Source organism: Microbispora sp. H10885 (assembly GCF_014161415.1).
GTDB lineage: Bacteria > Actinomycetota > Actinomycetes > Streptosporangiales > Streptosporangiaceae > Microbispora > Microbispora triticiradicis.
The window spans coordinates 38,917-52,535 of sequence record NZ_JABBWY010000019.1; the positions used below are offsets into that span (position 1 = coordinate 38,917).

Annotated in this window: 14 protein-coding genes; 10 read left to right on the forward strand and 4 right to left on the reverse strand. The window is 71.8% G+C overall.

Annotated features, from left to right (window positions below; all coding sequences use genetic code 11):
- Window positions 1-3: 3 nt before the first annotated feature.
- On the reverse strand, window positions 4-318 hold the full coding sequence (locus HHX37_RS34680) for a S24 family peptidase (protein WP_244302491.1): 315 nt from the start codon (window positions 316-318) through the stop codon (window positions 4-6).
- Between the two features lie 84 nt (window positions 319-402).
- Between HHX37_RS34680 and sodN the strand changes: the two genes are divergently transcribed.
- From sodN to HHX37_RS34695, 3 genes are all read left to right on the forward strand, one after another.
- Window positions 403-804, forward strand: a complete 402-nt coding sequence (gene sodN, locus HHX37_RS34685) for a superoxide dismutase, Ni (RefSeq protein WP_111700802.1) — start codon at window positions 403-405, stop codon at window positions 802-804.
- Window positions 805-1,076: 272 nt separating this feature from the next.
- Window positions 1,077-1,502, forward strand: a complete 426-nt coding sequence (locus HHX37_RS34690; RefSeq protein ID WP_111700803.1) for an anti-sigma factor — start codon at window positions 1,077-1,079, stop codon at window positions 1,500-1,502.
- A 17-nt stretch (window positions 1,503-1,519) separates the two neighbouring features.
- Window positions 1,520-2,302, forward strand: a complete 783-nt coding sequence (locus HHX37_RS34695) for an RNA polymerase sigma factor SigF (protein ID WP_220499890.1) — start codon at window positions 1,520-1,522, stop codon at window positions 2,300-2,302.
- A 123-nt stretch (window positions 2,303-2,425) separates the two neighbouring features.
- Here the strand turns inward: HHX37_RS34695 and HHX37_RS34700 are convergent, their stop codons facing one another.
- A complete protein-coding gene (locus HHX37_RS34700) occupies window positions 2,426-2,824 on the reverse strand; it encodes a hypothetical protein (RefSeq protein WP_310738392.1) in 399 nt (132 codons plus the stop codon).
- Between the two features lie 88 nt (window positions 2,825-2,912).
- Here HHX37_RS34700 and HHX37_RS34705 point away from each other — a divergent pair, with 88 nt between their 5' ends.
- Complete coding sequence (locus HHX37_RS34705; RefSeq protein ID WP_111700804.1) at window positions 2,913-3,905, forward strand: diacylglycerol/lipid kinase family protein; 993 nt, start codon at window positions 2,913-2,915, stop codon at window positions 3,903-3,905.
- A 288-nt stretch (window positions 3,906-4,193) separates the two neighbouring features.
- Window positions 4,194-4,448, forward strand: a complete 255-nt coding sequence (locus HHX37_RS34710) for a WhiB family transcriptional regulator (RefSeq protein ID WP_111700805.1) — start codon at window positions 4,194-4,196, stop codon at window positions 4,446-4,448.
- A 255-nt stretch (window positions 4,449-4,703) separates the two neighbouring features.
- Here HHX37_RS34710 and HHX37_RS34715 read toward each other — a convergent pair whose 3' ends face one another.
- Window positions 4,704-6,167 carry a PAS domain-containing sensor histidine kinase gene (locus tag HHX37_RS34715; RefSeq protein ID WP_111700806.1) on the reverse strand — a complete coding sequence of 488 codons (1,464 nt, stop codon included), beginning with the start codon at window positions 6,165-6,167 and terminating at the stop codon, window positions 4,704-4,706.
- Between the two features lie 107 nt (window positions 6,168-6,274).
- Here HHX37_RS34715 and HHX37_RS34720 point away from each other — a divergent pair, with 107 nt between their 5' ends.
- The 5 genes from HHX37_RS34720 (at window position 6,275) to HHX37_RS34740 (ending at window position 11,804) form a co-directional block, all read left to right on the forward strand.
- A complete protein-coding gene (locus HHX37_RS34720) occupies window positions 6,275-7,432 on the forward strand; it encodes an 8-amino-7-oxononanoate synthase (protein ID WP_259406972.1) in 1,158 nt (385 codons plus the stop codon).
- Window positions 7,429-8,157 (forward strand): GntR family transcriptional regulator, encoded by a 729-nt coding sequence (locus HHX37_RS34725; protein WP_208759319.1) that lies wholly within the window; start codon window positions 7,429-7,431, stop codon window positions 8,155-8,157. Before HHX37_RS34720 ends, HHX37_RS34725 begins: the two co-directional genes overlap by 4 nt.
- Before the next feature lie 128 nt (window positions 8,158-8,285).
- Window positions 8,286-9,008 carry a dethiobiotin synthase gene (gene bioD, locus HHX37_RS34730; protein WP_182888103.1) on the forward strand — a complete coding sequence of 241 codons (723 nt, stop codon included), beginning with the start codon at window positions 8,286-8,288 and terminating at the stop codon, window positions 9,006-9,008.
- 34 nt (window positions 9,009-9,042) lie between these two features.
- Window positions 9,043-10,041, forward strand: coding sequence for a biotin synthase BioB (gene bioB / locus HHX37_RS34735; RefSeq protein WP_182883777.1), 999 nt, complete (start codon window positions 9,043-9,045; stop codon window positions 10,039-10,041).
- 116 nt (window positions 10,042-10,157) lie between these two features.
- The gene (locus HHX37_RS34740; protein ID WP_182888104.1) at window positions 10,158-11,804 is read left to right on the forward strand and encodes an acetolactate synthase; all 1,647 of its coding nucleotides are present in this window, start codon (window positions 10,158-10,160) and stop codon (window positions 11,802-11,804) included.
- Window positions 11,805-11,861: 57 nt separating this feature from the next.
- Here the strand turns inward: HHX37_RS34740 and HHX37_RS34745 are convergent, their stop codons facing one another.
- Entirely contained in the window at window positions 11,862-13,541 is a 1,680-nt protein-coding gene (locus HHX37_RS34745) for a serine/threonine protein kinase (RefSeq protein ID WP_182888105.1), read from the reverse strand.
- Between the last annotated feature and the right edge of the window lie 78 nt (window positions 13,542-13,619).

Genomic DNA, 13,619 nt, shown 5'->3' on the forward strand with positions numbered 1-13,619 from the left:
CCGTCAGCCGGGCGGCGCGGGGAAGCGCAGCGCGGGCCTGGGCCAGTAGCGCAGCACGACCCTGCCCAGGACGTCGTCCTCGGGCACCGCGCCGAAGTCCCAGCTGTCGCGGCGCCCGGGGGCCGACTGGTTGTCGCTCTCCAGCCACCAGCCGTCGCCGGTCAGCCGGAAGGCCCGCTTGACGATCAGGCCGTGCGGCCGCCTGGCGACCACCACGTCACCCGGCCGCACGGCGGCGCCGAGCCGTACCAGCAGCCAGTCCCCGGGTCGCAGCGCGGGCCGCATCGAGTCGCCGGAGACACATACGGCGGTGAGCACATCCCCCTCCGCGTGGCGTTTTCGAGACGAGTAAGGTCGGTTCTGGAACGGTGCTGTCATCAGCATTCCTAAGGAAGGATTCCGATGCTCGCACGACTGCTGCGACCCCGGCACGAGGCGTCCGCTCACTGCGACCTGCCGTGCGGGGTCTACGACCCGGCGCAGGCCCGTATCGAGGCCGAGTCGGTGAAGGCGATCATTAAGAAGTACGCCGACAACGACGACCCGGTCTTCCGGACCCGCGCGCTGCTCATCAAGGAACAGCGGGCCGAGCTGGTCAAGCATCACCTCTGGGTGCTGTGGACCGACTACTTCAAGCCCCCGCACCTTGAGCAGTACCCCCAGCTCCACCAGCTCTTCTGGGACGCGACGAAGCTCGCGGGCGCGGCCGGTGCCAAGGGCACCGTCGACCCCGGGCTGGCGGACGACCTCCTGGCGAAGATCGAGGAGATTTCCAAGATCTTCTGGGAGACCAAGGCCGCCTGATCGGGCGGACCGAGGCCCCGCACGGCCATGCCGCGCGGGGCCGGGTCGCCCGGAAAGCGGCCCAGGAAAGCGGCCCAGAGCACGCGACAAGGGCATGTACGCCAGGCGCGACCAAAACTCCATAGAAGCTTCGTATTCGGTACTACGGAATTTACGAGGAGTTACCTCCAAGGAACGCCATAATCGGCGCGTCTGGCCGGGGCAGCACCGTCCAAGTGGCGGTAAGTTGCAGTCAGCGGGCAGTGAGCCGGCTCGAAGGGGCGAGGAGGAACGTGACCGAGGAAACCGAGACGCCTGCGGTGGATCTGACCGGGATTCGCGATGCTGTGAGTGTCCGGCTGCCCGCCGTGAGCGCCTATCTGTCCGTGCTGCGCACAGCCACCGCCGGGCTCGCCGCACGGCTCGACTTCACCCTCGACCAGATCGAGGACCTGCGCATCGCGGTGGACGAGGCATGCGCCATGCTGCTGCGCCACGCCGTACCCGGAACGGACCTCCTCGCGGAGTTCGAGCTCACCGGCCCGGAGATGACGGTGCGCGTCGAGGTGAACACCCTCGGCGTGAGCTCGCCCAACCGGGAGGACTTCGCCTGGATGGTGCTGACCGCACTGGCCGACGACGTGGATGCCATCTCCGACCACGCCGACCATCTGGCGATCATGCTGCGTAAGCGCCGGAGCGCGGCGAGGCCGTCGTGACGGAAAGGACGAGTGCGATGGCCTCCGGCGACTCGGCGGCGGTGCCGGACCGCGTACGCGCGCGCACGCTCTTCGCCGAGCTCTCGGAGCTGCCGCCGGACGACCCGAGGCGCCAGCGTATCCGCGACGAGCTGGTCGAGCTTCACCTGCCGCTCGTGGAGTACCTCGCCCGCCGTTTCCGGAACAGGGGCGAGTGGCTCGACGACCTGACGCAGGTCGCCACGATCGGTCTCATCAAGTCGATCGACCGCTTCGACCTCGGGCGCGGCGTGGAGTTCTCCACGTACGCCACCCCGACCATCGTCGGGGAGATCAAGCGGCACTTCCGCGACAAGGGCTGGGCGGTCCGCGTGCCGCGCCGGCTGCAGGAGCTCAAGCTCTCGCTCACCAAGGCGATAAGCGAGCTGTCCCAGCGTGAGAGCCGGGCGCCCACGGTCGCCGAGCTCGCCGTCCACCTGGGGATGACCGAGGAAGAGGTCCTGGAGGGCCTGGAGTCGGCCAACGCCTACTCCACCGTGTCGCTCGACGCGCCCGACTCGGGCGACGACGACGCTCCCGCGGTCTCCGACTCGCTCGGCATCGTGGACGAGTCGCTGGAGGGCGTGGAGTACCGCGAGTCGCTCAAGCCACTGCTGGAGCGCCTGCCGCCGCGGGAGAAGAGAATCCTCCTGCTGCGCTTCTTCGGCAACATGACGCAGTCCCAGATCGCCACCGAGCTGGGCATCTCGCAGATGCACGTGTCCCGGCTGCTCGCCCGGACCCTGGCCCAGCTCCGCGAGGGCCTGACCGCCGAGGACTGACGCCCCGGACGATCAGGGAAACCGATCACAGGAACGACTGGGACGCCGCACTCCCCCCGGCGGCGCTCGGTCACCCAGATCGGCCCACCGGGCTCGGGCCCATCCGGATCAGGCCCACCGGGATCAGGAGCCGTCCTCGCCCATCAGCGCGTGGGTCGACGCCGGGGCGAGCAACGCGACCAGGGCCACGACGGCGGCGACGACGAGCGGCACGCCGAAGCCGTACTGCGCCGACTGGATCAGCGTGATCGCGACGGGCAGCGCGAAGATCTGGGTGACGACCGCCGGTCCCCTGCTCCAGCGCAGCACGTGCCACAGGCCCCAGGCGACCCAGATCAGGGCGGCCCCGCCGAGCACGCCGAACCCGGCCACGGCGAGGCCGGTCACCAGGTCGGTGGGCTTGCCGATCAAGGTCTCGACGCCGACGTAGCCGCCCATGACGACGGCGAGCAGGCCCTCGGCGGCCAGGACGGCGGCGGCCACGGCGAGCGTGGCGGGACGGCCGGCGGAACTGCTGATCACAACGCCCAACCCTACCCGCAGGGATGGTCGCCCTCCCCGGAGAGGCGTCACCCGGCGGAAGCGGTAAACGGTTCGTTAACCTTCAGGCATGCGGGCTCTCCTCCTCGTGAATCCCAAGGCCACCTCGACGCACCGGCGCACGCGGGACGTGCTGATCCGGGCGCTCGGCGCCGCCGTGGACCTGTCGGTCGAGGAGACCGCGTACCGCGGCCACGCGACCGCGCTCGCCGCGACGGCGCGGGCCAAGGGATTCGACGCGGTGGCGGTGCTCGGCGGCGACGGAACGATCAACGAGACCGTCAACGGGCTGCTCCAGGCGCATCCGGGCGGGCACGCGACCGAACGGCCGGCCCTCATCGTCATCCCCGGGGGCAGCGCCAACGTCTTCGCCCGCGCCCTCGGGCTGCCCAACAACCCGGTCGAGGCGACCGGAGCCGTCCTGGAGGCGCTGCGCGAGGACCGGCGCCGTGTCATCGGTCTGGGACAGGCGATTTGGCACGACGAGGTTTCGGGTCCCGATCCTGGGGCAGGAGCGGGCCCTGACCAACAAAGGTCCCGATATTTCACATTTTGTGCAGGACTGGGATACGACGCGGAGGTCATCCGGGCCGTGGAGGGTCTGCGGAGCGCGGGACACCGCGCGCTGCCCGCCCTCTACGTGAGCACGGCGGTGCGGCACTTCTTCGTGACCGACCGGCGGCGTCCGGCGATCCGGCTGGCGCGTCCCGGCCTGCCGACAGAGGATGGGATTTTCATGGCGATCGTGTCGAACACGGCGCCGTGGACCTACGCCGGCGCACGTCCGATCAACCCGACACCATGGGCCGGCTTCGAGACGGGGCTCGATCTGCTCGGGCTCCGCAGGTTGAATTCACCCGCCGTGCTCTCCTTGGTCCGACAGATCATCGGAGAACACCGGGGATTGCCGCGCGGTAAACACCTCATTCAGACGCATGACGAAGAGGAGTTCACCCTCCTCGCCTCCCGGCCGGTAGCCTTCCAGCTCGATGGCGACTACCTGGGAGAACACGAGTGGGTGATCTTTCGCGCTATCCCGGACGCGTTACAAGTCCTCGTCTAACCTGTTACATGTAGTCATAGTGTGACGCATCCGACAGCCACGACGGGCAAAACCTTGTCCCAAACCTCTTGTGTGGTGTTGGTACGGCTGAAAAGCTGAATCACGACGTCGGAACGTAGGACCTTTACGGAGACCACAGCCTCCGCAAGGGCCCCCGGCGATCGCGTGGACGCTTCCCGGCCCCTAACCCTGGATCCGGGTAAACGTCCGGCCTAGTTAGTGAAAGAGTTCACAAAGTTGACGGCCAGCGGAGCCACGAAGGCTCCATCTGACGAAGGAGTGGAACGCATGGACTGGCGCCACCGCGCTGCCTGCCGTGACGTGGACCCCGAACTGTTCTTCCCGATCGGGAACACCGGTCCCGCGCTCATGCAGATCGACGAGGCCAAGCAGGTGTGCCGGCGATGCACGGTCGCCGACTCCTGCCTGAAGTGGGCCCTGGAGTCCGGCCAGGACGCCGGAGTCTGGGGCGGACTGAGCGAGGACGAGCGCCGCGCGCTCAAGCGCCGCACGGCTCGTGCCCGCGCCCGCGCCGCCGTCTGACCCCCGGCCGTCCGGCCGCCGTACGCGACCGTCCTCGGTGAATGCCCTCGCGGCGTTCACCGGACGGCGGCGCACCCTCGTCGCGGTCATCACGTCGTTCGCTGCAAGCGAGTCACGCTTCATCTGAATCACGTGGGTCGCATCACGTCGATCGCAGCATGTCGGTCGTCGCGGTCGTCATTGCGGTCGGTCATCGCGTCCACTATGGCATCCCCCACACCGCCACGGCGAAGCGGGGTGCCCCTCACGCGCGCCTCAGGCGGGCTGCACCGGGATGCTGATGCTCACCTCGGTTCCCCCGCCGTCCCTCCCGGCCACGCCCAGGCGGCCCGACAGTTCGCCGACGACCAGCGTGCGGACGATCTGGAGCCCGAGGCTTCCGGTCGCCTCCAGGTCGAAGTCCGCGGGCAGGCCCCTGCCGTCGTCGGCCACCACCACCTCCAGCCGGTCGGCGTCCCGCCTGACGACGACCTGCACGTTCCCTGAGGAATGCGCGAAGCCGTGCTCGACCGCGTTCTGGAGCAGCTCCGTCAGCACCATCGCGATCGGGGTCGCGACCGCCGCGGGAAGCACGCCGAAGCCGCCCGTCCGCTTGATCGCCACGTGCGCGACCGACACCTCCGCCGTCATCGCGATGACCCGGTCGGCGATGTCGTCGAACTCCACCATCTCCTCCGGCATCTGCGCGAGGATCTCGTGGACGATCGCGATCGAGCCGACCCGCCGCACGGCCTCGTTCAGGGCCTCCTGCCCCTCCGGGTTGTTCAGGCGGCGCGCCTGGAGCCGCAGCAACGCCGCCACGGTCTGCAGGTTGTTCTTCACCCGGTGATGGATCTCCCGGATCGTCGCGTCCTTGGTCAGCAGCTCGCGCTCACGCCGCCGCAGCTCGGTCACGTCGCGGATCAGCACCAGCGCGCCGATGCGGCCGCCCCCGACGATCAGCGGGATCGCCCGTAGCTGCACGACCGTGCCGCCGTTCTCCACCTCGGTCTCCCGGGGCGCCCGGCCGCTGGCGACGAGCATCAGATCCTCGTTGATCGGCTCGTCGGAGTAACACAGGTCGGCGGTCGTCTTCCCGAGGTCCGCGCCCACGAGGTCGGCGTGCAGGCCGAGACGGCGGTACGCCGACAGGGCGTTCGGCGAGGCGTAGGTGACCCGGCCGGCCTTGTCCAGCCGGAGCAGGCCGTCGCCCACGCGGGGCGACCTGACCAGGAGCGGCTCCTCCTCCGTGAACGGGAACCTGCCCTCCGCCACCATCTGCGCGAGGTCGGAGGCGCTCTGCAGGTACGTCAGCTCCAGGCGGGAGGGGGTGCGCGCCGACGACAGGTTGGTGGACCGCTGGATCACCCCGATGATCGGGCCCTCCCTGCCCCGCCGTACGGGGATGGTCTCCTCACGCACCGGCACGCCGCTCGACCAGTCGGGGTCGCCCTCCCGGCAGATGCGGCGCTCGGCCCACGCCACGTCGATCAGCGGCCGCTCTCCCGCCGCCACGGACATCCCCACCACGTCGTCGTGGTAGACGGTGGGACCGGTCGTGGGACGCATCTGGGCCACCGCCAGCCACCTCGTGCCGCCCTGGTCGGGAACCCAGAGGATCAGATCGGCGAACGACAGGTCGGCGAGCAGCTGCCAGTCCGAGACCAGTGAGTGAATCCAGTCGAGGTCGGCGGATTCGAGTGCGGTGTGACGAGACACCAGGTCGCTGAGAGTCGGCACGTGTGCATGATGCGCCGCCTTCCGGGCCGAAAGCGAATCGACCTTCGTCACCTGGCAGTATGCACCTCATGACAGGGCCGCATGACGGGGCCGGCAGCACAGGGCCGATGGACAGACTGCGCGCGGCCGCGGCGCGGCGGGAGGCGGCGGGCCTGCGGCGCGCCCTGCGCCCGCGCACGCCCGACCACGACGGGCTGCTCGACCTCGCCTCCAACGACTACCTCGGCCTCGCCCGGCACGAGCGGATCGTCGAGGCGGCCGTCCGCGCCACCCGCGAATGGGGGGCGGGCTCCACCGGGTCGCGCCTGGTGACGGGCTCGACCCGGCTGCACGCCGAGCTGGAGGACCGGCTCGCCGCCTTCACGGGGGCGTCCCGCGCCCTGGTGTTCTCGTCGGGGTACCTCGCCAACCTCGCCGCCGTCGCCGCCCTCGGCCGGGACGGGCTCATCGTCTCCGACGCGGGCAACCACGCCTCGATCGTGGATGCCTGCCGGCTGTCGCGGTCGCGGGTCGTGATCACGCCGCACGGCGACGCCGAGGCGGTGGCCAAGGTCCTGGCCGAGCGGGACGAGGAGCACGCCCTCGTCGTCACCGACGCCGTGTTCTCCGTCGACGGAGACGTCGCGCCGCTGCGCGCCCTGTACGAGGCCGCCGTACGGCACGGCGCGCTGCTCGTGGTCGACGAGGCCCACGCGCTCGGCGTCGTCGGCGACCACGGCAGGGGCGCGGCGCACGCGGCCGGTCTCGCCGGCCGGCCGGACGTCGTGCGGACCGTCACGCTGTCGAAGTCGCTGGGCTCCCAGGGCGGCGCGGTCCTGGGCGCCCCCGAGGTGATCGGCACGCTGGTCGACACGGGCCGGTCGTTCATCTTCGACACCGGCCTCGCGCCCGGGTGCGCGGGGGCCGCCCTGGCCGCCCTCGACCTGCTGGAGGCGTCTCCCGGTCTGCCCGCCCGCGCCCGCGAGAGGGCGCGCGAGCTGGCCGCGCTGGCCCGCGAGCTCGGCCTGGAGACGGCCGACCCCGCCGCCGCCGTGGTGCCGGTCGTGCTCGGCCCGCCCCGGCTCGCGCTCGACGCGGCGTCCCTGTGTGCGGATCACGGGGTGCGCGTGGGATGCTTCCGCCCACCGTCGGTGCCCCAGGGCCGCGCATGTCTGCGGTTGACCGCACGTGCCGATCTGCGGTCCGATGATCTCGTGGTGGTCCGGGGTGCGCTCACCGCTGTGGCCGAGATGACGAAAGGGCCGGGTCGAGGGTGGGACAGGTGACGGAGCACAGCGAGGACTCTCCGCGGGTGCCGAAGTACTACGACGTGAAGCGGAGTCTCCTGGAGCTCACCAAGAGCCTCCCCGCGGGCAGCGCGCTCCCGCCCGAGCGCGCCCTGGCCGTACGTTTCGAGACCTCGCGGACGACGGTCCGGCAGGCGCTGTCGGAGCTGGTGGTCGAGGGCAGGCTGCTGCGCATCCAGGGCAAGGGCACGTTCGTCGCGCAGCCCAAGGTCGCGCAGGTGCTCCAGCTCACCTCTTATACGGGCGACCTGCGCACGGTCGGCCTGGAGCCGGACACCAAGATCCTCGACATCAGCTACGTCACCGCCGACGAGACGCTCGGCCGGCGGCTGGCCGTCAACCCCGGCAGCCGGGTGCTGCGCATCCACCGCCTCCGCCTGGCCAACGGCGAGCCGATGTCGATCGACACCACGCACCTTTCCGCCCGCCGCTTCCCCCGGCTGCGGCGCGAGCTGGAGGTGCACGCCTCGCTGTACGAGACGCTGCACAACGCCTACAACGTGCGGCTGACCGACGCGGAGGAGGTCATCGAGACCGTGCTCGCCACGCCGTACGACGCGCAGGTGCTCGGGGTGGACGTCGGCCTGCCGATGCTGCTGCTGACCCGGCACGCCTTCGACGCCGACGGCAACCCGGTCGAGTACGCCCAGTCGCTCTACCGCGGCGACCGCTACAAGTTCGTCACCCGCCTCCGCAGGCCCTGATGGCTGCCGAGCGAGCCGAGGGGCGCGCCGCCGATCTGGACTGAGGAGAGAGGGAGTGAGGAACGAACTCCCGAGCGACGAGGGAAGATGGCGGATGTGAGCGCCCCGAGAGCGAAGCGGGAAACACAGTGAGCATTCTCGTGGTGACCGGGACGGACACCGGGGTGGGGAAGACGGTGGTGACGGCCGCGCTCGCGGCGCTGGCGGTGGCGCGGGGCGCGACGGCCACCGTGGTGAAGCCGGCGCAGACGGGGGTCGCGGCCGGGGAGCCCGGGGACCTCGACGAGGTGATCCGCCTGTCGGAGGTGACCTCGACCTTCGAGATGACGCGGTATCCCGACCCCCTCTCCCCCGCGGCCGCCGCCCGCCTCTCCGGCCTGCCGCCGCTGTCGATCGAGGCCGCGGCGGCCCGGATCGGGGAACTGGCCGAGTCGCACCGGCTGGTGCTCGTCGAGGGCGCCGGGGGACTGCTCGTCCGGTACGACGAGGAGGGCGGCACGCTCGCGGACCTCGCCCGGCGCCTGAACGCCTCGGTGCTCGTGGTGGCCCGGGCCGGGCTGGGCACCCTCAACCACACCGCTCTGACGCTTGAGGCGATGGCGGGCCGGGGCCTCGACCTCGCGGGCGTGGTGATCGGCTCCTGGCCCGCCGTCCCGGGCCTCGCGGACCGCTCGAACGTCGCCGACCTGGAGATGCTCGCCGCCCGCCCGTTGTCGGGCGCGCTGCCGGAGGGCGCGGGGTCGCTCGGCCCCGAGGCGTTCGCCCGCGTGGCGCGGGCAGGCCTGGCTCCCGCGTTCGGCGGCAGTTTCAACCCGGCCGCGTTCCGTTCGACCTTTAAGCTGCCCCTGTGACAGCAGTGCCCCAACGGACCGACGGGAGTGCCGCGTGAAGACCGACATCCTGGAGATCGCCCGCGTTCAGGTTCTCGACGAGGGCAGAGGGCTCGACGCGGCGCAGGCGCTGGAGTGCCTGACGCTTCCCGGCGACCGCCTGCCGGACCTGCTCGCCCTGGCGCACGAGGTGCGGATGAAGTGGTGTGGTCCCGAGGTCGAGGTGGAGGGGATCGTCTCGCTCAAGACCGGAGGCTGCCCGGAGGACTGCCACTTCTGCTCGCAGTCCGGGCAGTTCTCCTCTCCGGTCCGCGCGGCCTGGCTCGACATCCCCTCCCTCGTCCAGGCGGCCGTCGAGACGGCGCGGACCGGGGCGACCGAGTTCTGCATCGTGGCCGCCGTGCGCGGGCCGGACCGGCGGCTGATGGACCAGGTCCGCGAGGGCGTCCGGGCGATCCGGGAGGCCGTCGAGATCAACGTCGCCTGCTCGCTCGGGATGCTCACCCAGGCGCAGGTGGACGAACTGGCCGAGATGGGGGTGCACCGCTACAACCACAACCTGGAGACCGCCCGGTCGCACTTCCCCCGCGTCGTCACCACCCACACCTGGGAGGAGCGGTGGGAGACCTGCCTCATGGTCCGGGAGGCGGGCATGGAGCTGTGCTGCGGCGGCATCGTGGGCATGGGTGAGACGCCGGAGCAGCGGGCCGAGTTCGCCGCCCAGCTCGGCGAGCTGGCGCCGGACGAGGTGCCGCTCAACTTCCTCAACCCCCGGCCGGGCACGCCGTTCGCCGATCACCCGCTGGTCGACGGCGCCGAGGCGCTGAAGACGATCGCCACGTTCCGCCTCGCCCTGCCGCGCACCATCCTGCGGTACGCCGGAGGCCGTGAGCTGACCCTCGGCGACCTCGGTACGAGGGAGGGCATGCTGGGCGGCGTCAACGCCGTCATCGTCGGAAACTACCTCACGACACTGGGCCGGGCGCCCGAACGTGACCTGGAGCTGCTCGCCGATCTCAAGATGCCCATCAAGGCGCTCTCCCAGACCCTCTGACTGGCTTATCCCGGGCGGCAACGGGCATCAGCGGAGGTGACCGACGTTCTCCTGTGGCGGGAGGGCATTGGCCGTCCGTCTGTTGGCAAAAGTGACCGACTGGTAGGTTTCACCCTATGGAGTCCCCCAAACACGCAGGCGACATCGCCGTCGCCGTCTCCCAGGCCTACGGCGTGGACACCATGTTCACGCTCTCCGGCGGGCACGTCTTCCCCCTTTACGACGGGGCCGTCCATCAGAACATGCGCATCCTCGACGTGCGCCATGAGCAGAGCGCGGTGTTCGCCGCCGAGGCGACGGCCCGGCTGACGCGCAGGCCCGGCCTCGCGGTGCTCACCGCCGGCCCCGGCGTCACCAACGGCGTCTCGGGGGTCGCGACCGCCCACTTCAACGGCTCCCCTGTCGTCGTCCTCGGCGGGCGCGCCCCGCGCTCGCGCTGGGGCTCCGGGGCGTTGCAGGAGATGGACCATCCCCCGCTGTTCGAGCCCATCACCAAGCTCGCCTTCACCGGCTCGGGCGCGGACTCCATCGGGCAGGACGTGGAGATGGCCTTCCGGACCGCGCTCGCCCCGCACCGCGGTCCGGTGTTCCTGGACGTCCACATGGACGACCTGTTCTCGCCGTCGGCCGAGTACGACTCGGAGACGCTGACCCCGTCGCCGCTGGAGCCCGACCCCGAGGCGCTCGCCGGCATCGCGCGGCTGATCGCCGAGGCCGAGCGCCCGCTTCTCGTGCTGGGCTCGGACGTGTGGATGGACCGCGCGGAGGAGGCGGCGCGGGACTTCGCCGAGGAGTGGCGCCTGCCGGTCGTGCCCAACGGGCAGGGGCGGGGCATCCTGCCCGCCGGGCACGAACTGCTCGTCACCCGTGCCCGCGGCCTCGCGTTCAGCCAGGCCGACCTGGTCGTCGTCGTCGGCACCCCGCTCGACTTCCGCCTCGCGTACGGCTGGTTCGGCGGCAAGGAGGGCGCGCCGCTGGCCCGGGTCGTGCACATCGTCGACGCGCCCTCCCAGCTCGCGACCCACACCGGCCTGTCGGGCTCGGCGTCCGGCGACCTGTCCCTCCTCTTCTGGGGCCTCGGCGCCGCGTGCGGCACGGCCGGGGTGAACCCGAAGGCGTACGCGCCCTGGGTGACCCGGCTGGGCGAGACGGCGGCGGCGGCGATCGCCGAGGACGCGCCGCTGCTGGAGTCCGACTCCGACCCGATCCATCCCATGCGCATCTACGGCGAGCTGAACAAGGTGCTCGCCGACGACGCGGTGGTGATCGGCGACGGCGGCGACTTCGTCTCCTACGCCGGCAAGTACGTCGAGCCGCGCCGCCCGGGCAGCTGGCTCGATCCCGGGCCGTACGGCTGCCTCGGCACCGGGCTCGGCTACTCCATCGCGGCCCGGCTGGCCCGGCCGTCGTCGCAGGTCGTGCTGCTGCTCGGCGACGGCGCCGCGGGCTTCTCGCTGATGGACGTGGACACGCTGGTCAGGCACCGGCTGCCGGTCGTGATGATCTGCGGCAACAACGGCATGTGGGGGCTGGAGAAGCACCCCATGCAGATGCTGTACGGCTACGACGTGGCGGCCGAGCTCCAGCCGCAGTGCCGCTACGACCAGGTCGTCACCGCGCTCGGCGGCGGCGGGGAGCTGGTCACGTCGCCGGACGAGATCGGCCCGGCGCTGCGCCGCGCCTTCGACTCCGGCGTGCCGTACATGGTGAACATCGCGACCGATCCGGCCGTCGCCTACCCGCGCACCACCTCGGGCGTCTGACGAGGGCGCCTGACGGGCATGAGCGCCCCGCCCGCTCCGGCGGGCGGGGCGTGACCGTCAGGGGGCCGGCGTGCGGGCCGGGGACGGGCTCGGCGTGGCGCTGGGCGAGGCGGACGCGCAGGGCTTCAGCTGCACGACGAACTTGACCACGGAGCCCTCGGGCTTCCTCGTCCCGGCGGCCGGGCTCTGGCTGACGACGAGCCCCCGGCACTTGCCCTCACCCGTCGTGGTGCCGGCGGGCTTGAGACCCATCTTGTTGATCCGCGCCAGCGCGACGCTCTCGGTCACCTTCACGACGGACGGGACCTCGACGAGATCCTCGGCCGGGCTCGGCGAGGGAGAGGGCGAGGGTGAGGCGGACGGGCTCGGCGACGGAGTGGGCGTCGGGCTCGGCTTCGGCCTGGGCGAACTGGGCCGCACCGACGGCACGGCCGCCGTCGGGGTCGGCGTCCTGCGGGGGCGGGAACGGGACGGCGACGGGCTGGGCGTGGGGGTCTCCACGGTGAGGGGCCCCGTGTTCGAGGGTTCGGGCGTGCCGGACCCGGCCGAGGCCATGTTGATCCCCAGGACGGCCAGGGCCCCGACGACGGCCACTCCCGCCACTCCGGCCGCGAGCGGCAGCCCGCGGCCCCGCCTGGACCGCTGGGCGGCGTCTCTCGCCGCCGCGCGCCGCGACACCCGCGTGCCCTGCTGCGGCGTCGCCACGGTCGCCGGCGGCACGGCGGGGGCGTCGTCCCACGACTCGCGGGTGACGCGGTAGGTGTGGCCGGTGGAGGGGACCGGTTCGGGCCCGCCCGGGTAGGGACCGGCCTGGGTCGCCGCGACCGGCGGAGGGGGGACGGCCATCGCCTGGGAGACCGCGCCGGGTATCTGGGCCCCGGGTATCTGAGCACCGGGTACCTGGGCACCGGGCTGCACCGCCTGCCGGGCCGCCTGGCTCATCGTGGCGGCCGACGGCCAGCGGAGCGCCGGGTCCTTGGACATGGCCCGCTCGACGACGGCCCGCACGGCGGGCGGCACGTCCGGCGGCAGCGGCGGCGGCTCCTCGCGGATGTGCTTGAGCGCGATCGTCACCGGCGAGTCGCCGTCGAAGGGGCGCCGGCCCGCCAGGCACTCGTACGCCACCACACCCAGGGCGTAGATGTCGACGGCGGGCGTGACCGGAGCACCCTCGGCCTGCTCGGGTGCGCAGTAGGCCGCGGTGCCGAGCACCATGCCCGCGTCGGTGAGGCGGCTGCCCGAGTCGGCGCGGGCGATGCCGAAGTCGGTGAGCACCAGCGTGCCGTCCGGGCGGACGAGCAGGTTGCCGGGCTTGATGTCCCGGTGCACGATCCCCCGCTCGTGCACGGCCTGCAGCGCGGAGGCGGCCTGCGCGATGAGCTCCATCGCCGGTTCGGGACCGATGCGGCCGATCCGGGTCAGCAGGCGGTCGAGCGGCTCGCCGTCCACGAACCGCATCACGAGGTACGCGGTCGAGCCGTCGCCGGGGACGTCGGTCACGCCGTAGTCGTAGACGTCGACGACTCCGGGGTGGTTGACGGTCGCCATCGCCCGCGCCTCGCCCTGGAAGCGAACGGCGAATCCGGGGTCGTCGAGGCGACCGGGGAGCAGCACCTTGACCGCGACCGTGCGCGCGAGGACCGTGTCCTCACCACGCCACACCTCGCCCATGCCCCCGGCGCCGAGCCGGGCGTCCAACCGGTAGCGCCCGGCCAGGGTCATCCCTTGGGCCACCATTTGCGCCCCGTACCCCCTAAGTCACTCGACCCCCGAAGGTGTCCAACAAAGCAGGCTCGCGTCGCGGGAAGATAACGA

What these genes read in the sequence shown, in the direction of transcription:
- sodN (WP_111700802.1), top strand. Translation starts at nt 403, where the DNA reads ATGCTCGCACGACTGCTGCGACCCCGGCACGAGGCGTCCGCTCACTGC.
- HHX37_RS34695 (WP_220499890.1), top strand. Translation starts at nt 1,520, where the DNA reads ATGGCCTCCGGCGACTCGGCGGCGGTGCCGGACCGCGTACGCGCGCGC.
- HHX37_RS34705 (WP_111700804.1), top strand. Translation starts at nt 2,913, where the DNA reads ATGCGGGCTCTCCTCCTCGTGAATCCCAAGGCCACCTCGACGCACCGG.
- HHX37_RS34710 (WP_111700805.1), top strand. Translation starts at nt 4,194, where the DNA reads ATGGACTGGCGCCACCGCGCTGCCTGCCGTGACGTGGACCCCGAACTG.
- HHX37_RS34720 (WP_259406972.1), top strand. Translation starts at nt 6,275, where the DNA reads ATGGACAGACTGCGCGCGGCCGCGGCGCGGCGGGAGGCGGCGGGCCTG.
- HHX37_RS34740 (WP_182888104.1), top strand. Translation starts at nt 10,158, where the DNA reads ATGGAGTCCCCCAAACACGCAGGCGACATCGCCGTCGCCGTCTCCCAG.
- HHX37_RS34745 (WP_182888105.1), bottom strand. Translation starts at nt 13,541, where the DNA reads ATGGTGGCCCAAGGGATGACCCTGGCCGGGCGCTACCGGTTGGACGCC.